Source organism: Chitinophaga flava (assembly GCF_003308995.1).
GTDB classification, from domain to species: Bacteria; Bacteroidota; Bacteroidia; order Chitinophagales; family Chitinophagaceae; genus Chitinophaga; species Chitinophaga flava.
In genome coordinates this window covers 1,484,543-1,510,150 of sequence record NZ_QFFJ01000002.1, presented here as the reverse complement: position 1 = coordinate 1,510,150, position 25,608 = coordinate 1,484,543, and the positions used below count along the sequence as shown (strand labels likewise).

The following is a 25,608-nucleotide window of genomic DNA, read 5'->3' as shown; positions in this document are numbered from 1 at the left end:
TATACTCTTTGATCATTATTTCCATCCGCCACCGAGTGAGCGGTACAGGTCAACCATAGCGCTCAGGCGCTGGCGGTCTACATCTGCCTGTCCCAGTTCGGCCTGCAGGGCACGACCCTGCGCAGTGATGACTTCCAGATAGGTAGCCATACCGCTGCGGAACAGCATCTGTGCCTGTTGTACGGCCAGCTGGGTTGTTTTCACCTGGTCACCGGCAATCTGTTGCTGTGATTTAAGCTTGTCCAGTTTCACAAGGGCATCGCTTACTTCACCGATAGCATTGAGAGTAGCCTGGCGGAACTGGATCACGGCCTGTTCTCTTTGTATTTTGGCCACTTCCAGCTGTGTTTTGAGGGCACGGTGCTGGAAGATAGGCTGAGTAATGCTTCCAGCCACTGTACCAAACAGGGAAGCCGGGAGGCTAAACCAGTTGCTGGCTTTAAAGGCATTCACACCACCGTTAGCGGTAATATTCAGAGATGGATACATATTACCCTGTGCTGCACCTACATGGGCGTTAGCTGCTACCAGTCCCATTTCCGCGGCTCTCACATCCGGACGGCGGCTCACCATGGCAGCCGGAATACCGGTTGGCAGGGAATCACTTACCTGGAAATCATGCAGCTGGCTGTTTCTGCCTATTGGAGCAGGAAGTTCACCTGTCAGAATACGGATCGCATTTTCCTGAATGGCAATACCCTGTTCCAGTTGTGGCACCAGCAGGGCTGCTGTTTGTTTCTGGGAGATGGCTTGTTGTACCGCCAGTTCTGTTACTTCACCGGCAGTTTTCTGCAAGCTGATCATCTGCACAATCGTGTCACTAAGTTCCACATTGCGTTTGGCGATGGCCAGCTGGTTGTCGAGCATCAGCAGGTTAAAATAACTGCTGGCAATAGCGGCCACCAGTCCTGTTTGTACGGTACGTTGTCCTTCGTAGGATTGTAACAGGGTAGCCTGGGCAGCTTCACGCTGACGGCGGATCTTACCCCATACATCTATCTCCCATGACATACCCACACCGAGATTATAATCTTCGATATGATCACCCATACCAAAGTTGGCCAGGTTCATACCGGTAAAACTTTTCTTGGACGGGAAGTTGGTGTTGGCAGTAGCCTGTGCATTAAATGCCGGCAGCCATGCTGCTTTGGCCTGCTTCAGATAGGCCTGTGCTGTTTCCACCCGTTTTACGGCCAGTTGCAGATCATAATTGCCTGTCAGCGCTTTGTCGATCAGCTGTTGCAAGGTGGCATCCGTAAAAAATTTCTTCCATTCCATTTCTGCGATGCTGCTGTCTGAGGGGGCCACATTTCCGAATTGTGAGGGCAGCGTCACCGGGGGCCGCTGATAATTGCGGCCTACCCGGCAAGCTGCTAACCCTACAACTAAGGACAACAACAAAAATAAAAATGAGCTATATCTAGTTTTCATCTGTCTTTTTTCTGTTTCTGATAATTGATGTTACAGGTCCGTTAGTGCACCATTTCTGCAAACTCTTCCTGTTCTTTTTTCTCCACTATCGGTTTACGGCTTACTTTCTCCTGCAGGTACTGGAAGATCACAAACAATACCGGTATCGCAAACACACCCAATATCACACCGGTGAGCATGCCGCCGGCGGCGCCAGTACTGATGGAACGGTTACCCAACGCAGACGATCCGGTAGCACGCATCAGCGGCAACAGACCTGCGATAAAGGCAAAAGAGGTCATCAAAATAGGGCGCAGACGCAGGCGGGCCGCACGGATACCGGATGCTACCAGTCCCATGCCACTGCGTCTTCTCTGTACCGCATATTCTACGATCAGGATAGCGTTTTTCGCCAGCAGCCCTATCAACATGATTAAACCAACCTGTACATATATATTATTTTCAATGCCAAAGAGGTTGATGAACACAAACACACCGAAGATACCCAACGGTATAGAGAGGATCACCGCCAGTGGCAGGATATAACTTTCATATTGCGCTGCCAGCAGGAAGTATACGAATATCAGACACAGGGTGAAGATGATGGTAGACTGGCTACCGGCACTGATCTCCTCTTTGGACATACCTACCCATTCGTAGGCATACCCTCTCGGCAGATACTGCGCGGCCACTTCTTCCACTGCCTTGATAGCATCACCACTACCGTAGCCTGGTTTCACCGTACCGTTAATGGTAACAGCGTTGAACAGGTTGTTACGGGTCACTGTCTCTGGTCCGTATACGCGTTTCAGTGATACTACGGTATTGATCGGCACCATTTCATTGTGCTGATTTTTTACGTATACGCCATTCAGTGAAGACGGGTCCTGACGCTGCGCTGCATCGGCCTGTACAATCACACGGTAGTATTTGCCAAAACGGTTGAAGTCAGAAGCAAACATACTACCATAGTACACCTGCATGGTCTGCAGAATGTCACCCACAGCGATACCCAGCTGTTTGGCTTTACGGTCATCAATTTCTATTTCATATTGCGGGTGACCATTATTGAAAGTGGTGAAGGCAAAAGCAATCTCTTTGCGTTTCATCAGCTCACCAATGAATCCCCAGGCAGTGTTACCCAGTTTGCTCAAATCTCCGTTACCGGTACGGTCTTGCAGCACCACCTCAAAACCAGCAACATTACTGAAGCCTGGTACGGTAGGCAGGCTCATCACAAACACTCTGGCATCGGGAATCGTGGCGAATTTGCCCTGCAACATGCCCATGAGCGCGTCCATGTCTTTTATCTTACCACGTTCGGCATGTGGTTTCATTTTGATGAAACCTACACCGGAAGTGGAGCTGCTGGAGTTGCTCATGAAATTGAAACCGGACACGCTCAGATAAGCATGCGTCCCTTCCAGATCTTTGATCATATGCTCCACTTTATCTACCACCTGACGGGTACGTTCCAGAGAGGAACCGGGAGGCATGCTCACTACAAACACGGCAAAACCCTGGTCTTCTGTAGGGATAAAGCCGGTAGGTGTTTTTCGCATCATCCAGAAAGTAGCGCCACCAATGATCAACAATCCACCTATCGTCAGCCATTTGCGTTTGATGAGGAACTGCAGACTGCGGACATATTTTTCTGTCATCGCATTAAAGCCTACGTTAAAGGCGGCAAAGAAACGTTTGCCAAAACTCTGCGGCTTTTGCGCATGACCATTCAGTTTACCATGTTCTTCTCCGTGACCGGCATGATTGTTTTTCAGGATCAGGGCACAGAGCGCAGGACTAAGTGTTAACGCGTTCAACGCCGAGATCAGGATGGCGATGGCCATGGTAAAGGCAAACTGCCGGTAAAACACACCCACAGGGCCTTCCATGAAACCTACCGGGATAAACACGGCAGACATCACCAACGTAATGGAAATGATCGCTCCGGAAATCTCCTGCATGGATGACAACGTGGCAATACGCGGATTGGCCCCTTTCTCCATTTTCGCATGGACCGCTTCCACCACCACAATGGCGTCATCCACCACGATACCAATCGCAAGGATCAATGCGAACAGTGTTAACAGGTTGATGGAGAAACCAAACAACTTCATGAAGAAGAAAGTACCAATAATAGCCACTGGTACGGCAATTGCCGGAATCAGGGTAGAACGGAAATCCTGCAGGAATATGAACACTACGATAAACACAAGGATAAATGCCTCAATGAGCGTATGTTTCACCTGATCAATGGACTCATCCAGATATTCTTTTGTACTGTAAATGTTAAAGTACTCGATACCAGTAGGAAAAGATTTTTCTGCTTTTTTCATCAGCTTGTTGATCGTTTCCTGAATTTCATTCGCATTGGAACCAGCGGTCTGGTTAATGGCGATACCAATACCATATTTACCGTTTACCCGGGTATCGCTACCATAAGTGAAAGAACCAAATTCAACGCGGGCAACATCTTTCAGACGCAGCACAGAACCATCGGCATTCGAACGAAGAATGATGTCTTCATACTGTTTGTCCTTGTTGAACTTGCCTTTGTATTTAAGTACATACTCGAAAGACTCCTGACTGCCTTCACCAAAACGACCGGGCGCAGCTTCCAGGTTCTGGTCGCGGATGGCGCCCAGTACTTCCTGTGGAGACATGTTGTAAGCTGTTAAACGATCAGGGCGCAGCCAGATACGCATAGAGTAATCTTTAGCACCAAACACCATAGCCTGGCCGACCCCCTTTACACGCTGTATCTCCGGGATGATGTTGATCTTCGCATAGTTCTGCAGGAAGGTTTCATTATACTCCGGTTTGTCGCTCTGCAGGTTCACCACCATGATCATACCATTCTGCACTTTCTGGGTGCTCACACCTGCCTGTAATACTTCTGCCGGCAGCTGGCTGGTAGCTTTAGCCACGCGGTTCTGCACGTTCACAGCAGCGAGGTCCGGATCGGTACCCAGGCGGAAGTAAACGTTGAGCGTCATGGAACCATCGTTGTTGGATTGGGAGGTCATGTAAGTCATGTTCTCCACCCCGTTCACCGCCTCTTCAATAGGCGTAGCCACGGAACGGGCCACCACTTCGGCGTTGGCACCCGGATAGGAGGCCGATACAGCCACGCTGGGCGGTGCGATGTCCGGGAACTGGCTCATCGGAAGGGTGACCAGCCCCAGTATTCCCAGCAAGACCAGGAGGATGGATATAACGGTAGCCAATACTGGCCGTTCTATGAATTTTCTAAACATAATGTCATTAGTATTTAAGCATCATCCAAAAAGATGATGGAATGAGGATTATCCGTAAAGCGCAACACCATTAATGGCTGGCACCCCGCATTGCGGATGCATCACGAAACATTAGAGCGGTCTTACTTTCAGCAAGCTGTCGAGTGACATCTGTTGAGGAGCAATCACAACGCCATCCTGCAAACGGTCCAGGCCAGAGTAAACGATCCGCTGACCGGCTTTCAAACCTTTCTCCACAAAGTAGTAGTTACCGCTTTTACCGGATACTGTAATAGGAACACCGGCTACTTTGTTGCTGTCGGCCACTACAAACACCATCACTTTATCCTGCAGCTCGTAAGTAGCTTCAGTCGGAACCACTACGGCATCAGAGAATTGTTCAGGGATGCGGATCTTACCGGTATTGCCTGTACGCAGCAGACCAGCCGCATTAGGGAAAGTAGCCCGGAAGCTGATAGCACCCATGGTTTTGTCAAACTGACCTTCCATGGTTTCGATCTTTCCTTTTTCAGTATAGATGCTGTTGTCCGCCAGTTTCAGTTCTACTGCCGGCAGTTGTTTTACTTTTTCAGCGATACTGCTGCCTGCTGTTTCATTTTTGAATTTCAGGAAGTCTGCTTCACTCATGGAGAAGTAAGCGTACATCTGGTTTACATCAGACAGTACAGTCAGTGGCTGTGGTTCAGCCCTGCCTACCAGTGCACCTACTTTATACGGTATCCTGCCGATATAACCGCTTACCGGAGCGGAGATCAGCGTATAGCCGACATTGATACCAGCACTTCCCAGTTGAGCCTGTGCCTGTGCTACAGCAGCTTTCGCAGCCTGATAGGCGGCCTGCGCTGTTTTCAGTTGCACATCACTCACTACATTGTTTTTTACCAGTGGTGTAAGTCTGTCAACTTCCAGCTGTGCTTTTTCCAGGTTAGCTTTAGCAGCCAGCAGGGATGCATTGGCATTGCTCTGTAACTCGGTATACACGCGGTCGTTAATTTTAAACAGTGGCTGGCCGGCTTTTACGTAAGCGCCTTCATCTACAAAAATCTTATCGAGTACCCCTTCTACTTGCGGACGTATTTCCACATTGGTACGGCCTTCGAGGGTGGCGCTATATTCACGGAAAGTGGTGGCAGGCACTGCTCCCAGCTTCAGCACGGGCAGAGCGGCGGCTTGCTGTCCTTCCTGATGCTGATTGGCAGAAGATGTACCGCAACCAGACATAACGGAAAGGATGATAACACTATAAAGCAAGCCTGCCGGCAAATTTGCAAAAACGGATCTCTTTGATTTCATACTTGTTTTTTAAATCATACGACAATAAATCACATCCCTGGTGTGAAGGCAATACAACTCACATTGCTTCACAGCAGCAGTTTTAGTAAACAGCGTACGGGTGTGAAAATACAGGCAGTAAAAGTCGCGGCTTCGGGCCACGCATAACGTCACAGCATGTTATACGTAAGCACGCAACAAAATGTTACTACTGTAAAAAAAAACTTAAAAGAAGGGCATTACGGAATCTCCGCTAATAAGTCCATGGTTTTCAAATTTTATAATGATGTACGGGCAACATCATTTTATTGATAACGACGCAAAATTATAATAATAATGTTAACGGAGGTTTAAATTATTACGGGTTTAATTGTACTTTTCACGGGTTGCCTTTTGAAATGCCGCCGGTGTTTGTCCGGTATGCTTCTTAAAAAAGCGGTTAAAATAAGCATCATCTTCAAAATTCAGCCTTGCAGCAATCTGTTTGACAGAGTGTTCTCCCCAGTACAGTAGCCGCTTTGCTTCCATCGTTCTCTTTTCATCAATCACATATTTGGCATTTTTGCCCAACAAACTTTTCACGGTATCATTCAGATGTCCGGGTGTCACAAATAACATTTCAGCATAATCTGACACCTGCGTTTTCTCATGGAAATGCTGATCTACCAGTACCTTAAACTGGCGTGTCATATTATACTGGGAGTTCTCCGCATTCAGCCAGACAGTGGTAGGTTCGGATATACGTCCGCAGGCAATCACAAAAGCGTTGAGCACATTGCGGATCACCGCTTCCTTCCGTAGTTTGTCGCCCTGATATTCTTTGAGCAGCAGGCCGGCATAACCCATCAGTTCTTCCAGCTGCTCTTCATTCAACGGTACCAGGCCAGAGTTAAATACACAACGCCAGCAGCTCACTACGCCCTGCATTTCGGGCACGAGGAAGTCCTGCGAAAAAAAGATATTAATCATCTCTACGTCCGCATCCATATCATGCTGATGGACCTGGTCAGGCTCCATCAGCATGATAGCGGGCGCAGTCACTTTATATTGTTTAAAATCAATAGACTGCCGGATAGCGCCTTTGAGCAGTATATCAATACTATAACCATTATGTCGGTGCGGTAACCCCATCTCCCGGCATTCCATCTCATACCCTTTCATTTCTCCGATGAAAAAAGGCATTCCTGCAACACAATCTTCCAGGCGGTATAATGGTATTTCTGCTATGCGTCCTGCTTTTGTTACTTCCATGATTTAAACATTTATGAAGTTATCAGTCAACAGATTCTGTCGGCTTCTCTTGTACTACCACCAGGTCGCTCAACTTCACGTTGATCGGAATATTACCCAGCTGTACAATGCCGCGTTTGTCACGTATCTCTATCAGGCGGCCTACCTGGCGATTGGTCAGTATTTTCACCTGATCACCCACCTGACATTGACGGCCTACTTCCTCAAACTTATCCTGCACTTTTTTATTGTGCTTTTCATTGATCTGTTTTTCGCGGCGGCGGAACAGCAGTATTTCTGCCTGTTTCATCACCTTTTCTTTTTCATTGATGTCGTTGGCTCGTTTCCATTCCACCACTACCTGCTTCAGCTTGCGCTCCATGTCTTTCAGGTAGGTCAGGTCAGCTTCCTTGATCTGGTTCTGCAGTTTCATGAAAGTGATCTGCTGGTGTTTTTTCTCTTTATCGGCCAGTATTTCGTACTCACGTTTCAGTTTTTCGTTTTCCTTCAACAGCTTTTGCAGATCTTTTTCTTTGGCCTCCACTTTTTGCAGGTCCTGTTCTGCTTTATTGAGCAACTTATCGAGCTGAAAGTGTCCTTCATCTACCAGCTTTTTGGCGCGGGAGATGAGCGAAGGGTTCAGGCCGATACGCTCAGCAATAGAGAAGGTGTAGGAACTACCGGGCTTACCGATCATCAATTTGTACATCGGCATCAGGGTTTCTTCGTTGAATCCCATAGCACCGTTGATGATTCCTTTTACCTTGTTGGCCATCACCTTCAGGTTAAGGTAGTGGGTGGTCACAATACCGAAGGAATGTTTTTTGGCCAGTTCTTCCATGATCACCTCGGCAAAGGCGCCACCCAGATTGGGATCCGAACCGCTTCCCAGCTCGTCGATGAAGAACAGAGTCCTGCCATTGGCATTCTCCATAAAATATTTCATGTTCTTCAGATGTGAGCTATAAGTACTCAGTTCAAATTCCAGTGACTGCGTATCACCGATATGGATCATCAGCTGTTTGAAAATACCCAGCTGGGAAGACGGATGTACCGGCACCAGCAGTCCGGATTGCAACATCAGCTGTATCAGTCCTACTGTTTTGAGGGTCACCGTTTTACCACCGGCGTTAGGACCGCTGATCACAAGGATATGCGCGTCTTTGTCCAGGCTGATATTCACCGGGATGGTAGGCTTACTATTCTGGCGGTTATATATTAATAACAGCGGATGGTATGCCTGTACCAGGTGCAGTTGTGCCTGTGGCACCACAGATGGATAGTTGGCATCCATGTCCAGCGCCAGTTTGGCTTTAGCCCGGATAAAATCGTAGGTACCCAGGATCTCATGATAGCCGTTGAGCAACACTTTATAGGCGCTCAGGGAGGCAGTCATCGCTTTCAGGATACGGTATACTTCGCGTCCTTCTTCCCTTTCGAGCGACTGGATATCATTATTCAGTTCGATCGTTTCTTCAGGTTCGAGGAAGGCTGTTTTACGGGTATCAGACTCACCGTGGATGATACCTTTTACCATCCTTTTGTTTTCGGCGTAGATGGCCACTACCCTTCTGCCGTTCAGGAAGGCTTCTTCCTGGTCGGCCAGGTAGTTGAGTTTCTGCAGTTTCTGCAGGATGCGGTCAAATATGCGGCGCAGATCTGTCCGCTTACGGAACAGGGCAGTCCGGATACGGGACAGTTCAGGGGAGGCATTGTCACGCACCTGTCCGGTTTCGTCCAGTACCTCATCAATAATGGCGGTGACCTTTTTCTCGTAATAGGTGTCTTTGATTACCTCGGCCAGGCCGCCGTACTGAATGCGACGATCGTGGTCAAAAAAGCGGAAGATGCTATGCATGCTTTCTGCCAGTTTGCGCAGGTTCATCGCCTGTTCGCCTGTCAGGTAGGCGCCCTCGATCTCCAGCATACGCAGTTCAGTATGCAGGTTCAGTACATGATCGTTGGGGAAATACTCCTGCATCAGTATCAACTGTTTAAATTCATGAGCCTGTTGCAGGGCGGCTTTAACGTAATCTATATGCGTGTGCAGGCGGAGGTTCACTGCTTTCTGATAGCCCAGTTCTGTTTTACAATGTAACTGGAGCAATGCCTGTACTTTATCGAATTCCAACTGCATCAACGCAGATTCAGGAAAATATTTCAAGTGATAATATATTTAATTGAACGGCACAAACTTACAACAACAGAAGTTAGCTGCCTGTTAAAATGAAACGGCCATCGGCTTACGCCGGAGCCAATAAATAATACATAAGTATGCTGCTACGCTATGCACTGGTAGCTGCTGGTGAAGAAGATGCTGGGAAAAGTTATTAATTCTTTCTCATCGGTTTTGTCATTATACTATCCATAGTATCCGGTTGCCCGGTTTTTCTATATTGTTGCTGCTGCTGCTGACTACTTTTTTGAGGGCTTTCAGGGCCCTGATGGGTACCTTCTGGCTACAAAAGAATGTTAAAGTTAAAAAACTTGTTGTTTATCTGCATCATTTTTTACGTAAATTATTATTGACACTACAGCTATAAAAGTACCGAAACACCCTGAAATGCCGCTACAGTGCTGTATTTTACATATATTAAAAACGCAGTATCTTTAAACTTTAATTTTATGCGAAAGTACTCAATATTCATCTTTTTCGTAACATTGGCCTTGTTCGCCTGTGCGCAGAACAAGACAGATAAAGTTCCCGGAGATATGGAAGTAAGTAAAAATACCCATGTAGAAAAAGCCACCTTTGGAGGCGGTTGCTTCTGGTGCACGGAAGCACAGTTTCAATACCTCGACGGTGTGATCAAAGTAGAATCCGGCTATGCCGGTGGACATGTTGCCAACCCCACCTATGAACAGGTGTGTGAAGGTAATACCGGCCATGCAGAAGTAATCCAGGTAACATACGACCCTGCCAAAATCAGCTATGAAGAGCTGTTGCAGGCCTTCTGGGTAAGCCACGACCCAACCCAGCTTAACCGCCAGGGCAACGATGTGGGCACCCAGTACCGATCCGTTATCTTCTACCATAACCCGGAGCAGAAGGAAAAAGCGGAATATTATAAGAAGAAACTACAGGAGTCCGGCGCCTACGATAAACCTGTTGTAACCGAAATAGCTCCCCTGACCAATTTTTATAAGGCGGAAGATTATCACCAGAACTATTACAATCTCAATGGAAGGCAGCCCTACTGCACCTTTGTGATCAAACCAAAACTGGAAAAATTCAAAAAGGTGTTCAAAGACCATCTGAAAAAACAATAAAAATCAAGACAACTTTAACCAGAAGAAGCCCCGTCAGGCATATATTCATGGCCTGCCGGGGCTTCTCCTTTTTCCTTAATTCGTAATTTTTTCCTATTTTAAAGAGTCCTAAAAACTATTAATGACGCTAATTCCACCAGCTACCTGCCCCCATTGTGGTAGCACACAACTGATACGTACTGTTCCCGAGAAAGATCCATTCAATGTAATGGTTATTTGCCATCACTGCCAACGGGTTATTTCAGAGGATACCCCTGCCGGCAAATCTGGTAAAGACGTCAACGCCACCGTCAAAGCCATTAACGAACGGTCCATTCAACTATGCCTGAACAGCGGGAAAATCCACGGGATCAAACATTATCATACAGAAATGAACAAACTTCCCGGCAGCACCGGCACCGACCTGATGCAGGCTAAAACCGCCGTGGAAGAACTACTGCAGGCCCGTGGCCTTACCAATGCCGTTAAAAAGCCTAACCGTAATGGTTGTGTAATCACCCTGATCGTCATACTGCTTGTTATCGCCAGTATCGTCTATTTCTATAGCCAACGGTAAACGACAAGCACTGCCATCAGGATAAAGTTTTACTTTCCCATCGATTTGGTGTATTTTTGTACTGTAATAAAGTAAATTACAGAATGAATAATGCCCGGTTTCCCATATCCTTACATATACTTACCCTCATGGCGCGGGAGAGCGGGACTTTATTGTCTTCCGACTACATTGCCGGCAGCATCAACATCAATCCGGTACTGGTCAGAAAAGAGATCAGCAACCTGCGCAACCACGGCCTGATAGAAAGCAAAGAAGGTAAAAACGGAGGCGCCACACTCGCCAAACCCGCTGCCAGTATCCTGCTGTCCGACATTTACCATGCCGTACAACAGGCCTCCCTGCTGGGTAACAGCCGAAACCAGCCCAACCCCGCCTGCAGCGTAGGTAAACAGATCAACGCACACCTCAACAGTCTGTATGCAGACATAGAAGGAGCCCTGTTACGTAAACTGGAAAACATCACACTGGCCGATTTCTCAGGAAGATTTGAATAATCATAATATTACCACCATGGACTTACACGGATTTCATCATATCACCAGTGACCTGAAAACCACTGATATAGCCATGCCCGTTATGTTTATCGGACACGGCAACCCCATGAACGGGATCAGCGACAATGCCTTTACCAAAGCACTGGCCAACATGGGCCAGACCCTGAAAGACAAGCCCAGGGCTATACTTGTCATCTCTGCCCACTGGCTTACCAAAGGCACGCACGTACTGGTAGCGCCACAACCGGAAACCATCCATGATTTCGGCGGCTTCCCCGAAGCGCTGTACCAGGTGCAATATCCGGCACCCGGCGCGCCGGAAGTAGCCCGAGAAACCAAAAACCTCATCACCTCCACCCAGGTGGTGGAAGACGAGCAGTGGGGCCTCGACCATGGCGCCTGGACCGTTTTAAAACATATGTACCCGCTGGCGGATATCCCCGTGTATCAGCTGAGCATCGACTATCACCAACCACCCGCATACCATTTTAAACTGGCCGCCGAGCTGCAGGCACTGCGCCGTAAAGGCGTGCTGATCATGGGCAGCGGCAATATCGTTCATAACCTCCGCCAGATCATCTTTACAGATAATGCCCAACCATACGAATGGGCTGTTTCCTTTGATGCACTGGTAAAAGAGAAGCTGGCGAAAGGAGCTTTCCAGGACCTGATCAATTATCATACGCTCGGACAGGCAGCACAGCTGTCTATCCCCACCAACGATCACTATCTCCCGATGTTGTATACACTGGGACTGGTCAATAAAAACGAACAGATCGCATTCACTTACGAAGAAATCCAGAACGGCAGCATCAGTATGCGCTGCTTCCAAACCGTTTAATCACTAATGATACATCTGGTCATCAGTATATGCCGGCAATACCCGGCATATACTGATGACTAATATTACTGCTTAACGACTTTTATCCGTTGAGATGTTCCCTGGTCATTTTTCAGGATGATGAAATAGATACCGGGAGACAACGATGAAACCTGTTGTGTTACTTTTGATTTATTAGCTACCGGAATGATATACCGCTGAAATCCGCTGAGATCATATATCCCCAGCGTTGTCCATTGATCAGCAGGATTCAGTTCTACCGTCAGCACATCTGCTATCGGGTTGGGATATGTCCGTACCTGCACATCTGCAGCCTGTTCACCTGGCAATGTAAAAGTCAGGGTATTGCTGGTCACCTCCGTCACCATACCACAATCCAATGTACTGCGCAACCTGCCTCGAACTTTCACGCCGGTGCGCTGCGGTGTATAAACCAGTGCAGGCGCGCCCTGACCAGGTATTACTTTCCAGCCGGCAACATCTGTACTATCCTGCCACTGCCAGGTAGTAACACCTGAAGTATTACCTATAACAGCCGTAATAGTAACCGGAGTCCCGGCCACAACGGATGTCTGCCCGCTGATAACAACGGTAGGGGCTGGAACTTCACTCACGGTAACGGATATCTGATTAGACAGGACGGATGAAGTAGTTCCACAGCTGGAAGTACTCTGCATTACCGCCTGGATAACATCTCCGGTTCGCAGCGCATTATCGTTGTAAGTGGTGCCGGTACTACCGGTAAGTTGCCCGTTCTTTTTCCATGTTATGGCGTTGATTGTTCCCGCATCTGTAGCCACCGCCTGAAACACAGCTGTTTCTCCCGCACAGAGCGCGGTTCTTGCAGTACTAATGGATAATGCCGGATTATATCTGTTCAGTTGTATATAATAAGGTTCACTGGCTTTCTGAGTACTACCACATGGCAGATTCCAGGTAAGCAGGACAGCCACCGCATCGTTGTTATTCAGCATACTATCTACATATACAGCCCCTTTGCCGTTAACGATTCGTCCATTCTTCTTCCACTGTATGCTGGTAGGTTCGGTGTCCATCCCGGTATAGGACGCGGTGAATGTTACAGGAGTTCCGCTACAGATAACTTTGGGATCTGCTTTAATGGTCACCTGTGGTGCGGGCGTAGATACCCTCACAGTGATAGGATTACTGGTTACGCTAACAGGGCCACAACCTGTGTTGGTGGTCAATACCAGCTTGATGACATCATTGTCATTAAGGTCATTGTCAATGTACACTTTATTATCAGGTGCAGAGAACCAGTACCAATCATTTTTTACCCACTTATAAGAAGGATTATCTCCCAGCTCAGAAGCATTGGCGGTAAAGGTTACTTTCTTTCCTTTACAGATAGCAGTATCCGATGCTGCGATGGTTAATGTCGGGATAATTTTTTTTCTGACAGTAATCTGTATAACCTTACTGGTGTCGGAAGCCGGGATGGCGCACAAAGCATTGCTTTTGACGATGGCCTGTACCTTGTAAGGCGTTGTCACACTGCTCAGTGTTCTCGTATCCCATCCGGGATTCATCAGGCGGCCATCTATCAACCAGGAATAGAACGGCGCAGTACCACCGTTTACAGAGGAAGCTTTAAAGGTAATACTTGCCTCTTCACATACAGCGGTATCAGGATAGTCTACACTGACAACCGGCACTACTTTGGGTATTACAGTCACTAAAACCGTATCGGTAGTAGTTGTCAAACATCCGGCTGTATCTTTTACCGTCAGGAAATAGGAAGTCGTTGTTGCCGGAGATACTTCCGGGTTGGCGATGGTAGCGGAAAAGGCTGATTTATCAGCTGTCCAGCTGTATACCCTTCCCGGCCTGGCCGGCAATCCGATAGTAGTGACAGTGGTTTCACAAATGGACCTGTTCGGGCCTGCAGCTCCTTTATCACCTTTTACGGTAACGACTACACTATCTCTGGCAGTTAACCCATCTGCATTCGTCACTGTGAGATAATAGCTGGTAGTTTCTTTCGGGGATACTTTCATACCTGCACTTTTAGCGATAAAGCCGATAGGAGAAGATGCCCAGTAGTAGTTGTTGCCCGCAACAGCGGTACTTCCGATCATCACACTGTCACCGGCACAAATCGTTTTATTCGCACCAGCATTGGCTAACGGTGGTGTTCCAGCCTGACAGAAGTTAAGGTTGGTTTTAATAAAACAACCACCGGTTGTATTCACAATGTTGTTAAATACTTCCGCTGTGCGGCCACCACCGTTCCAGATATCAGTGTTAGCCGCCATGAGGAAATTCCCCTTGCTGTCCATACCGATATGTTCTGGTTCCACACCACCACCGGTATTTTTACCGCTGGACACCATCCGCTGTAAAACGCCATTCAGATCATACTGTGCCACAAAAAAGTTAGCATCATTAATATCAAATGCCCTATGGTTATAATCTGTTGAAGTGATGGTAACGGTAGGATTCCGCGTGCTGGTTTGTATAGTACCAACAGCATATATACTACTACCATTCAGGTAGAGCTGCATCCCTCTCCCATAATTTGTATTGTTATACTTAGAGCCAGCTGACCAGCTAAACTTACCATTGGTATCAAATTTACAAAGTACAAAAGCAGCAAGGCTATCGGATACAATAGTAGTATCCTTGTTATTTTGTACCGCTTTTATCAGATATGGTTTATAGTATCGGTCACCATTTCCGGTTATATAACTATTGCCCGCATCATCTGTCGCAATAGCGTTCATGTCTATCCTACCGCCTGTAGACTCGTTCAGGAAATGATCGATCCACTGAAATTTCCCATTGACATCAAACTTCAGCAAGTATCCCTTTGGAAAGCCCACATGATCTTTGATACCTATCTTTTGGGCACCACTGCCGGATTCTGCATCAAACACCTCCATTGCACCTTCTAAAATGCCGGAGTAATAACTGTTTCCCCGCTGATCGATACCGATACCAGTCAGTCTGTAATAGTTAACCGAATGGTTCTGAAGATAGCTATTCCACAGTAGTTCTCCATCGGGCTTCATTTTCAGGATCACGACACGTTGATTCCTGGCATCGCCAGTGCTGCTGGGGAAGTCATACATCACTTTCATCTGACCATTCCGGAAATAAGACACTTTAGCGGGAAAATCACCGGAAAGAATAATGTTATCTTCCTTCACCGTAATATGAGTAACATTTGCACCGATATTACTATAACCGATATACAATTGTGTAGGGTCATAGAGAATGGTATGCCATAAATATTTACCGGAGGGGTCCAGCTTCATGGTAAACCCAACCGAGCGGGAGTCCAGGCGGGTCGTATCTCCCGGAATACACGAAAAAGAAATGGAGTCGCCGGTATTGAGATGGAGATAACTATTGGTACGGGTATTTCCAATGATATAAATATTACCATCTTTATCGAGTGTAGATTGTACGATCGAACCCTGACCCACAAAATAATTCATCCAGCTTAATGTACCGTCTGTAGTGTATTTAGCGAGATAACTGGTGGTTTTTGCCGGCAATTTACCAGGAGAGCCATACCGGCTTACCACCACAGGTGTATCACTGCTGGTAGCGCTCACCAGGAAACCATCGTCCGGACACAGGGTCATACTTGTTAACGGGTGCCCCTGGCTGTTCAGGTGCAACTGACTTGCATAACACACATCGAGGATCTCACTTTTATCATAAACAAATATAGCGTTGCCGTTGAGTGTATCGCGGCAGCCGTTTTTGCTGGTACTGATCAGTTGTAATGTTTTCATACCCGGAGTACCATAGCTGACTGCGGGTTTATCTGCTGCAGCCGTAGTGATGCTGGCATCTCCGTTAAAATTCCATATAACATCCTGGGTTTCTTTCGAACGGCTGATAAAACGTATCGTTTCCCCTGCTGTGATATTGACCCTATCAGTAACAAAGGCTGCTGTTGTTTTTTCAACTGTCAGCGGTATAGTAGTGCTGAATGACTGGCGTGCGTCAGGATAATCATTGCTGCTGGCTATAATCCGGTAGGCATCTGACTGCGAAATCAGGCTGGTCTGGAAGACCAGCTGACCTCCTGTGCTTAGTCCGCTTCCCACCACATTGTTTTTGCTGTCTACCAGATCGTAACGGGTATTCGCTTCGGTATTCTGCAGCGTGACATTTATCTGTTCTGACTTACAGAGTATATTTTTTGAAAGGGATACCGGCAGGTTGACCGCTGGCAGGCTAATAAACCGGAATCCGGCATAAGAAGCTGTTCCTTTTGCTGTAGTTACCACTACATCGCCCGAAGCCCCTTTCCCCACAACAGCACTGATTTTCGTTGATGACTGTACACTAAAGGATTTTGCAGGCTGCCCCCCAAAGCTTACCGCTGTCACATCTTTAAAGTTAAGACCTTTGATGATGATCTCTGTACCCAGGGTACCAGTGTTACCAGAGAGAGAATAGATAATTACCGGTGGATTAAAAGAGATATCACGTGTAGTGGTATCGCTATGCTGACCATCCGAAACAATCAGACGGATGGTGTCATTCAGCTTAAAAACATCACGGGAATAACTGGCATCGTAAGCGGTGCTCAGTAAGGTATCGTTTTTAAACCATTGGAAACTATAACTCGCTCCGGAGAAATTAACCAGCTTTACTACTTTCGTTTGTGCTACACCGATAGTATCTATTTTGAAACGTGCAGCAGGAATCGGCGAACCGCCACCATTGTTGCTAAGCTCCAGAAAACCGTGTCCACCACCCGCCCAGAGCTGGTTGTTACCGAACAGCTGAAAGTCGTTATGGGAATAACCCAGATAAGTATAGTCATTATCCCTTGGAAGCTGCTGCCATGATCTTCCGGCATCTTTGGTGGAGAACAATGTGAACAAACCACCCAGTCCATATCCGGTGGTAGCATTGACAAACTGTATCTGACTAAAATAATAGGATGCAGCCTGGGGATCATTTTTCCTTGTCCAGGTAATACCACCATTATCGGTAGCATAAATAATTCCTTCCTGATCAGCGGTACGCATAGCTACCCACCCCTTGTCAGCATTCAGAAATGAAGCAGACAGCATAGAACCCGCAGGCAAGTTCAATTGCTGCCAGGTGTTGCCTCCATTGCTGGTTTTCAGCAGTTTGGTGTCATTGTTATAGATAAAGGCCGTGTTGTCGTCGATGACCAGTATACGTTTGAAATAACTGTTGTACTGCTGGGAAGATACTGACCAGCTACTACCTTTGTTAGTAGACCTCATAATCCTGTCAGCATCTATTGCATAAACAGTATTACCACCAGGCGTTAAGGCGAAGTCGGTAATACCTGTACCATTCAGCAGGTCGAAATTCCGTAACTGGGAATGGAATATCAGTTTAAAGGTATTACCGGCATCTGTAGAATACAATATAGCAGGCACCAGTCCATAATCGCCATAAACGAAGAGTTCCCGGGCATTCAATGCCTTGACACCCTGGATATAGAAGCCAAAAGTCAGATTGACATTGTTATTATTGTAGTTAACATTAGCAGTAGTGATATACTTCTTTTCAAAAGTGCGTCCACTGTCTTTACTAAAACCGATATAGTTAGTGAAGGCTACAAATCCTTCTGCAGGTGTGTAAAAGCTTATTTTCCTAATTTCGTTGTTTTCATTGGTATCCAGGTATACCTGCCGCATCTGTGCAGTCATATAGCCGGGGACAAACAAAAGACACATTAACAGGGATACAAAACAGCATTTTTTGAGATAACAGGCGGTTGTCATCATTGGTATAGGTAAATGGAATAAGGGATATTTATTATAATAGAATATAAAATTAAATCTTATTCCATAAAATCTTATAATAAACACATACAAGACAACTAAAGGTATATGTTGTCTATTTTAGATCCTGAAAATCAACCCAACCTGTTTAATCCCGCTTTCCTGCAATCAGTCGGCCCTCAGACTCTGCACCGGATTGGCCAGCGCCGCCTTCAATGCATGGTAGCTGACGGTAAGCAGCGCTACTACGGTAACGCCTATACTGGTCAATACAAACACCCAGATACTGATACCGGTACGATAGGCAAAATGCTGTAACCAGCGGTCCATTATCCACCATGACAATGGAAACGCCAGCAAAGCGGCTATCAACACCAACTTCAGAAAGTCCTGCGATAACATCTTTACAATACTGCCGGTAGAAGCGCCCATGGTTTTGCGCACCCCTATCTCCCGGGTGCGCTGCACCGCCATAAAAGCGGCCAGTCCGAATAATCCCAGACAGGCAATAAACAAAGCCAGTACAGTGAACATCCCAAAAATCCTTTCCTGTTGCAGTTCTCCTTCATATTGTCTGGCAAAATCCTCATCTGCGAAATGATAGCTGAAAGCATGATTGGCATCAAAACGCTTATATACTTTTTCAATATGTGCCAGTGCTGCCGGGATGTTCTGTGGGCTTATCCGCACGTACAGATTATCTTCCATCACAGAGAAAGGCGCCATCTCCATTACCAGCGGTGCTATCTTATGTTGCAGGGAGTAGGTATGAAAATCCCGGACTACGCCCACGATTACACGTTCTGCCCGTGTGCCCTTGTTATCAATTTTGAACTGTACTTTTTTGCCCAGCGGATCTTTCAGGTTGAAATTTTTCACCAGCGTTTCGTTGATCAGCGCGGCATGAAAACGGTCGGTGTTACCGGTATCAGAGAAGTTACGGCCACTCTGCAGAGAGATGCCCATCGTTTTTAGAAAATCGGCATCTACCATCAGACTTTGCGCCAGGATAGATGATTCAGCAATACTACCATCATTTTGTTCAAAGAAGAAGCCGCTGGTGCCCAGGTCGTTCCGGCCTATGGGATTGCTGACAGCCGATACATCACGTATCAGTGGATTGCTCAGCAGCTGTTGTTTGATAGCCGGAATGCTGCTGCGTACATTCACATCATTCAGATGGAAATACAGCATCTGTTCTTTATGAAAGCCCAGGTCTTTGTGCATTACATATTGCAGCTGATCATACGCTACCAGCGTGCTGGCTGTTAGTACAATGGCAATCATAAACTGAAAAGTGACCAGTCCTTTGCGGAAACCAGTATGGCTGCTTCCACTCAAACGCCCTTTTAGTGCATACACCACCCTAAACCCCGACATAAACACCGCCGGATAGATACCGGCCATCAGCCCCGTAAACAATACCAGCAATAATACCGCTCCTATGGTACGGGCCACGCCAAATTGCCACAGCTGCAGCTGCCGGTGGGCAAAAGCATTAAAATACGGCAATGCCAGCGTTACCAGCCCCCAGGCAACTACTGCAGCGATCAGTGTCAACAGAAAAGACTCCGCCAGAAACATACGAGCTATCTCATCCCGCCCCGACCCCAGCGTTTTACGGACCCCTACCTCCCGCACACGCCCTGCAGCCCTGGCCGTAGCCAGGTTCATATAGTTGATACAGGCAATGGCCAGTATCAGCAGCCCTACCAACAGGAACACATATACGTAGAGGATATTGCCATTAGTCCCCATTTCATATCCCAGATGGGAATGCAGGTGGATGGAGGTAATCGGCTGCAGCTCCATCTTATAGGTCACGTCGCCCATATGCGGTTTTACATATCGTTCCCCGAAAGAAGGCAACTTGTTTTCCAGCGTTTTTATATCTGCGCCCGGGCGTAATAACAGGTAAGTATATACGTCGAAATTCTGCCAGCCGTCAGCATTGTAGTTGGCAGGCAACACCCGCAGCGCGCTGAAGGCAAAGTGAGAATTGGCGGGCACATCTTCCATCACGCCGCTCACCAGAAAAACGGTGGTGCTGTCTTCTGTGCGGATTGTTTTGCCCATTGCCAGCGCCGGGTCCCCGAATATTTTAGCCGCCAGGGTCTTTGTGAGCACAATGGCATTCGGCTGCTGTAAACAGCTGCCTGCATCTCCCTGTAAAAGCGTAAATGGCAGAACTTTCAGAAATGTGCTGTCTACAAAAAACATATCTTCTACCTGCAGCTTTTTCTCTCCATACTGAAGCATGCTACCACCATCCGTTAACACACGGGTTACTTCTTCTATCTCAGGATAGTCCTTTTTCAGCAGCGGTGCAAAGGGTGCCGAAGTAGTGGCCAGGTTGAGGCTGCCGCCTGTCCAGGTAGCACTGTTTACCGCACGGTATACCCGGTCCTTATCCGGAAAAAAATTTTCGTAACTGGTTTCTCCCAGCACATATAACAGCAACAGCCAGCAGGTGGCCATCCCGATCGCCAGCCCGGCAATGTTGATTAATGCGTAGTATTTATACCTGACAAGGTTACGCCAGGCTATCAGCAGAAAATTACTGAACATCTTACTTCAGATTAGCATTGAAGAATACGACTGCACTTCTTAACTATCCTCACTATTAGTCTTGCATCAAAAAAACATGCCAGTGGCAACTACCTATAAAAAGAAAGGACATATGTATAATTAAGATATACATATGTCCGTTTCCGATACACTTGTTGTTCGTTTATACTTTGAGAAGTTCTCCCTCCTGTTGCACTACATTATTGGCAATATTTGCGTCGATCGCTTTCAGGATCTCTTCTTTCATTTCTTCTGTAACACGGCTATAGCCGAACATCTTCGCGATAAAAGGCACTGCTTCTTCGCGCTGGATGGCGATAGCATCTTTGACCACTTTTTCGAGGGCTACCCCGATTTCCTCTACGGAAATATAACTAATTTTTCTGGCTGCAGCTGGCAGCTGGCTACGGTTGCGTACTGTGGGCTCTGACAACGCAGTCTCCCAGAGAAACTGACCTTTAATCTTGATCCGTTTGCTGGCATCAGCGTGTCTGACAGCATGACGCAGGATCTCCCGGATGCGGGGACCTACACGGGTAATACCGGCGGCTTCCACCATACGACGGGCTACTTCATCAAAATGCACCGGGCTTTCAACGGCCACCACCTGTTCTATCCAGTCACAGAGGCTGCCTATCGGAGTGGCATGAAACTCCTGGTCTTTGATCGCTTCCGGCAGTTCAGCTATTTCATACAACGGCGCATCTGTATCTTCTGTTTCTACGGCTTCTCTTTTCAGCAGTGGGGTGGCTTCTGCGATCACATCAGCTTCCACCTGATCGTTGATGGAAAGATCGGCACGTGCTTTTTCGATGGCTGCTACCAGACGGTCCAGTTCCTTGCCGGGATTACGGAACCAGTCGGTACTCCAGATGCGGTGCATCTTCCAGCCGATGGCTTCCAGCATCTGCTGCCGCAGGCGGTCGCGGTCGCGGGCAGAGCGGGCGGAATGATAGGCAGCGCCATCACATTCGATGCCCAGCACATAGCGGCCCGGCAGGTCAGGGTCTACAATAGCCAGATCGATATAAAAGCCGCGGGAACCAACTTGTTTTCTAACGATATATCCCAGCGCTTCCAGTTTGGCTGCCACATTTTCCTCAAACGGGCTGTCGGCCGGAAGACCTGTTTCTATCGTAGTGTTCAGCCTTCCATACTGCGCATAGTAGAGGAAGTTTTTCAATGCCATGATACCAGTGCTTTTGGCCCTGTTGAGATCTATATCATCTGCAGTGATATTGGTAAATACCTCACAGCGTGATTTGGCGCGGGTGATGAGTACATTGAGACGACGCTCACCTCCGTCGTTGTTGAGCGGACCAAAAGACATGGCCACATATCCTTCCTCCGTACGCCCGTAACCGATAGAGATAAAGATGACATCTCTTTCATCGCCCTGCACGTTTTCGAGGTTCTTTACAAAGAAAGGTTCATCAGCATGTTGACGGAAAAAGGATTCCAGCTCAGGGTTGTTGCGACGGCGTGTTTCCAGCGCCGTGGTGATAGCTTCACGCTGGGAAGTGCTGAAAGCCACTACACCCAGGCTCAGGGCCGGATGACGGCGGGCATGTTCCATCACCGCATCAGCCACTATCTCCGCCTCTTTAGGGTTGGTGCGTGTTTTTCCTCTGTCGTAGGCAGTATCTTTCAGGTGATTAAACACCAGGCCACGGCTTTCTTTGGAACCGGGGCTGGGGAAGATCACCAGTTTGTTTTCATAAAATTCATGGTTGGACAGCGTGATCAACGACTCGTGCCGACTACGGTAGTGCCAGCGCAACATCCGCTGAGGCGCTCCCTGTGCGTCGCAGAGGCCCAGAATGCTCTGCATATCGGCGGTAATGTTTTCTTCGTCCTCCACTTCTTTAGTAAGCGTATCGAAGAAACTGGTAGGCGGCAGCTGTTTGGTATCTCCCACCACTACCAGCTGTTTGCCTCGCAGAATGGCGCCCAGGGCTTCCACCGGCCTTACCTGGCTGGCTTCATCAAAAATCACCAGATCAAACTCCAGTGAACCCGGCGGCAGGAAATTAGCGATAGACAAAGGACTCATCATAAACACCGGTTTGATAGCCTGTATGGCCAGTCCAGCTTCCTTCATGAGTTTGCGCACCGGCATATGCCTTGCTTTTTTGTTGAACTCAGTGCGGATGATATTTACCTGTCCGCCGGCATCGATGCGGGGCATCTGCTCCCAGTGGCTGAGAGCGGCGCGGGCACGGTTGTATCGCAGGTTCGTGGTGTCCAGGCGGCGGAACTGCTGTACCAGTTCTTCATGACCAGCGCGGTCAAAGCGCCGAAGCGCTGGCTGTGCTTTCACCGCTGCCTCCAGCAGGTATTCGTACCAGGTTTTTTGCAGAACGGTCTTCAGCAGGCGTGCTGCTTCTGGCCACTCCATTGATGGGCTGATAAGGCAGGAGAGATTTTCCTGTGTAGCCGTTTCCGTTATATTGTTCCAGGCGATGTTATGGTGTATTTCAGGCAGACGGTCTTTCCAGCTGACCAGCTGTTCAGCTGTGGCTGCAAAGGATTCCGGCCATTGATAACCCGGCATATCCAGCTGTTGTAATACGCCGGCCTGCAGGGAGGCCGTGCTGTTCAGCTGTTGTTGCAGACGGTCCCTGTCTGTGGCAACAGTAGCAGGGTCTACCTGCTGATGCAGGCAGTTCAGTATCTGCATAGGACAGGTACCGGCAGCAATACGTTTATGCATGTCCGTTACATAGGCAGCTGCAGTATCCAGTGCGTCCCAGTCGGTTTGATGTTTCTGCCAGCGGATACCGAACAGTTCACGGCCCAGGGCCGCATGTTCCTGTATCAGCGCATCATGACGGCGATATTCCATGATGCTGTCCACATATTGCAGTTTGGTGGTATTATCTTTTGGCAGAGGGCCTTTACACAGGGCTGCCAGTTGTTTGTTGCTGCGGTTGTAAGCGCCTATGAGGAACTTATACCATTTGCCGCCATGTGCCAATAGATTCTGACGGACTTCCATCAGGTCCTGTGTGAAGGCTTCAGGGATCAGGGTATCCTGATAGGCAGCGTGAATAGCGGTATGCCGGCGGCCGGCTTCCAGCCAGGCAGCGACATCCTGCTGCCGGATTAGCCAGGACTGACTGGCGGTATTCAGTCCGTTGAGATCGGGCTTACGGGAGAGCAGGTCGCAGATGTTTACCAGTTGTGCAGCTGATTTCATATCTGCCGGCGGCGTCATTCCCAGACTGCCGGCGATGGCAGCAAGTAGCTGCTGCAGCGTTTGCAAGGCTGTGGTAGTACCCTGCAGCTGTCTTTGCAGGGCATCCTGCTGATGAGGTAACAGCACAGTCAATCGGCTACCACGGAATGCCAGTTGTGAAGGCATACCGGCTTCCCGCAGGCAGGCCTGTATTCGCAGAGCCATTGCGGTAGCTTTATTCATAGCTGCAGCATCCCAGGAGGCCATATCCGGTGGGTTGATAGCTGGCAACTGCTTACCGGCTGTTTCTTCGTTTATCCGTAACAGATAGCCTGTTATCTGGTGAACGGTAAGACCACTCTGCCCGATCGGTTCATTCACCGACTGGCAATACTCATTCAGTTCCTGACGATGCGTATTGAGCAGCATCACTTCTTCCCGAAGTTTATGCACAGAAGGACGTCCCAGCTCCAGCACACGGCGGAGTTCCTGATGCAGCTCCTTTTTGTTGGCTTTATGGCTGTGCAGCTCCAGACAGGCTTCTCCCAATTGTATATTGTCCAGCCGACGCTTTACAACTTCGAGTGCAGCCATCTTCTCCGCTACAAACAATACCTTTTTGCCTCTGCCTACAGCATCTGCAATGATATTGGTGATCGTTTGTGATTTACCGGTGCCGGGAGGACCTTGTATCACCAGATGCCTGCCTTCCTGTACAGCCAGCATGGCCAGTATCTGTGAGCTGTCTGCATCTACTACCTGGTATAGTTCATCTGCACGGGGCACATCATCGATAAAAGTATCTTCCGGCACGCCCGGCTGATTATCTAAAAAGCCGCCACCAAAAAGACTATTGATCACCGGATTCGTCAGCGGACCATTGTCTGATGGCCAGTTGCCTGCATCCAGATCGTTATAGATCATGAATTTGCCGAAGGAGAAAAATCCCAGTTCAATCGCGTCGGGTTCCACCTTCCAGCCAGACATGCCTTCTATGGCCGCAGATACGGCAGTAAAATATTCGTTGACATCAAAGTCTTCTGTTTCCGGCAGTCCTGGTATCCCAATATTAAAATCCGCCCTCATCTTCGCTTCCAGCGATATGTTGGCTTCCACTTCTTCCAAAGTATATTTTAAGCGGAAACGCTCACGGACATCCGAACGGTCCAGCTGTACCGGTATCAGCAACAGCGGTGCCTGACGCGCTTCTCCGCTGCTATCTGCTTCATACCAGTGCAACATGCCAAGAGACAGATACAGGATATTGAAACCCTGTTCTTCAATGCTGATCCTCGCTGCATAATAAGTATTGAGCAAACGGGTGTGGAGATTAGCCTGCGATTCGCTGGTCTGTAACCGGGTATCATGAACCGCGTCTTTAGCAGCAGATGCTGGCTGTTCTTCCTGGTATACTACTTCCTGTTGTGTTGTCTTTTTATCCGGACGGTCCAGGAAAGTCAGTGTTCTGTTTTCTTTCACCAACAGCTCATAAACAGCTGCCGATGATTCATCAACAATGTGTAACCCTTTGCTGGCCGGCAATTTGTAATTTAACAGGGGATTTTTCAGACCCAGATCCAGCAGCTCTTTTCGGGAAGACTCCAGTCTGGTTAATATGGATGCAATCATAATAGCGCTAGAGAAATAAAAACGTTGCAAATATACTCCTATTAACGGTGCATAACAGTAAATATTTGATGGTTATCTTATTTGATATCAGATAACATGTTATGAAATCATTCTTTCACCATCTCCCTGTCAATAAATCGAATATTTTTTAATACT

12 protein-coding genes are annotated in these 25,608 nt (G+C 47.9%); 4 read left to right on the top strand and 8 right to left on the bottom strand.

Annotation, left to right across the window (positions count from 1 at the left end; translation table 11 throughout):
• Positions 1-15: 15 nt before the first annotated feature.
• The 5 genes from DF182_RS22405 to DF182_RS22385 all read right to left on the bottom strand — a co-directional run bounded on the left by DF182_RS22405 (position 16) and on the right by DF182_RS22385 (position 9,333).
• On the bottom strand, positions 16-1,431 hold the full coding sequence (locus DF182_RS22405; RefSeq protein WP_113618021.1) for an efflux transporter outer membrane subunit: 1,416 nt from the start codon (positions 1,429-1,431) through the stop codon (positions 16-18).
• A 41-nt stretch (positions 1,432-1,472) separates the two neighbouring features.
• Positions 1,473-4,667, bottom strand: coding sequence for an efflux RND transporter permease subunit (locus tag DF182_RS22400; protein ID WP_113618020.1), 3,195 nt, complete (start codon positions 4,665-4,667; stop codon positions 1,473-1,475).
• Between the two features lie 111 nt (positions 4,668-4,778).
• A complete protein-coding gene (locus tag DF182_RS22395; RefSeq protein WP_113618019.1) occupies positions 4,779-5,960 on the bottom strand; it encodes an efflux RND transporter periplasmic adaptor subunit in 1,182 nt (393 codons plus the stop codon).
• 345 nt (positions 5,961-6,305) lie between these two features.
• The gene (locus tag DF182_RS22390; protein ID WP_113618018.1) at positions 6,306-7,190 is read right to left on the bottom strand and encodes a helix-turn-helix domain-containing protein; all 885 of its coding nucleotides are present in this window, start codon (positions 7,188-7,190) and stop codon (positions 6,306-6,308) included.
• A 22-nt stretch (positions 7,191-7,212) separates the two neighbouring features.
• Positions 7,213-9,333 (bottom strand): endonuclease MutS2, encoded by a 2,121-nt coding sequence (locus DF182_RS22385; protein ID WP_113618017.1) that lies wholly within the window; start codon positions 9,331-9,333, stop codon positions 7,213-7,215.
• 461 nt (positions 9,334-9,794) lie between these two features.
• On the opposite strand from DF182_RS22385, the gene msrA reads away from it, so the two are divergent.
• From msrA to ygiD, 4 genes are all read left to right on the top strand, one after another.
• The gene (gene msrA / locus DF182_RS22380; RefSeq protein ID WP_113619691.1) at positions 9,795-10,439 is read left to right on the top strand and encodes a peptide-methionine (S)-S-oxide reductase MsrA; all 645 of its coding nucleotides are present in this window, start codon (positions 9,795-9,797) and stop codon (positions 10,437-10,439) included.
• Between the two features lie 121 nt (positions 10,440-10,560).
• Positions 10,561-10,995, top strand: a complete 435-nt coding sequence (locus DF182_RS22375; protein ID WP_147243505.1) for a hypothetical protein — start codon at positions 10,561-10,563, stop codon at positions 10,993-10,995.
• Positions 10,996-11,078: 83 nt separating this feature from the next.
• On the top strand, positions 11,079-11,489 hold the full coding sequence (locus DF182_RS22370) for an Rrf2 family transcriptional regulator (protein ID WP_113618015.1): 411 nt from the start codon (positions 11,079-11,081) through the stop codon (positions 11,487-11,489).
• Positions 11,490-11,505: 16 nt separating this feature from the next.
• Positions 11,506-12,330, top strand: coding sequence for a 4,5-DOPA-extradiol-dioxygenase (ygiD, locus tag DF182_RS22365; RefSeq protein ID WP_113619690.1), 825 nt, complete (start codon positions 11,506-11,508; stop codon positions 12,328-12,330).
• 65 nt (positions 12,331-12,395) lie between these two features.
• Here the strand turns inward: ygiD and DF182_RS22360 are convergent, their stop codons facing one another.
• The 3 genes from DF182_RS22360 to DF182_RS22350 all read right to left on the bottom strand — a co-directional run bounded on the left by DF182_RS22360 (position 12,396) and on the right by DF182_RS22350 (position 25,452).
• Positions 12,396-18,080, bottom strand: a complete 5,685-nt coding sequence (locus DF182_RS22360) for a YCF48-related protein (protein WP_113618014.1) — start codon at positions 18,078-18,080, stop codon at positions 12,396-12,398.
• A gap of 165 nt (positions 18,081-18,245) precedes the next feature.
• On the bottom strand, positions 18,246-20,645 hold the full coding sequence (locus tag DF182_RS22355; RefSeq protein WP_113618013.1) for an ABC transporter permease: 2,400 nt from the start codon (positions 20,643-20,645) through the stop codon (positions 18,246-18,248).
• A gap of 163 nt (positions 20,646-20,808) precedes the next feature.
• Positions 20,809-25,452 carry a DUF3320 domain-containing protein gene (locus tag DF182_RS22350; protein ID WP_113618012.1) on the bottom strand — a complete coding sequence of 1,548 codons (4,644 nt, stop codon included), beginning with the start codon at positions 25,450-25,452 and terminating at the stop codon, positions 20,809-20,811.
• Positions 25,453-25,608 lie beyond the last annotated feature (156 nt).

Excerpts from the sequence above, each read along its gene's own strand:
- DF182_RS22360 (WP_113618014.1), bottom strand. The coding sequence starts at position 18,080 with ATGATGACAACCGCCTGTTATCTCAAAAAATGCTGTTTTGTATCCCTG.
- msrA (WP_113619691.1), top strand. The coding sequence starts at position 9,795 with ATGCGAAAGTACTCAATATTCATCTTTTTCGTAACATTGGCCTTGTTC.
- DF182_RS22400 (WP_113618020.1), bottom strand. The coding sequence starts at position 4,667 with ATGTTTAGAAAATTCATAGAACGGCCAGTATTGGCTACCGTTATATCC.
- DF182_RS22395 (WP_113618019.1), bottom strand. The coding sequence starts at position 5,960 with ATGAAATCAAAGAGATCCGTTTTTGCAAATTTGCCGGCAGGCTTGCTT.
- DF182_RS22405 (WP_113618021.1), bottom strand. The coding sequence starts at position 1,431 with ATGAAAACTAGATATAGCTCATTTTTATTTTTGTTGTTGTCCTTAGTT.
- DF182_RS22390 (WP_113618018.1), bottom strand. The coding sequence starts at position 7,190 with ATGGAAGTAACAAAAGCAGGACGCATAGCAGAAATACCATTATACCGC.
- DF182_RS22375 (WP_147243505.1), top strand. The coding sequence starts at position 10,561 with ATGACGCTAATTCCACCAGCTACCTGCCCCCATTGTGGTAGCACACAA.
- DF182_RS22370 (WP_113618015.1), top strand. The coding sequence starts at position 11,079 with ATGAATAATGCCCGGTTTCCCATATCCTTACATATACTTACCCTCATG.
- DF182_RS22350 (WP_113618012.1), bottom strand. The coding sequence starts at position 25,452 with ATGATTGCATCCATATTAACCAGACTGGAGTCTTCCCGAAAAGAGCTG.
- ygiD (WP_113619690.1), top strand. The coding sequence starts at position 11,506 with ATGGACTTACACGGATTTCATCATATCACCAGTGACCTGAAAACCACT.
- DF182_RS22355 (WP_113618013.1), bottom strand. The coding sequence starts at position 20,645 with ATGTTCAGTAATTTTCTGCTGATAGCCTGGCGTAACCTTGTCAGGTAT.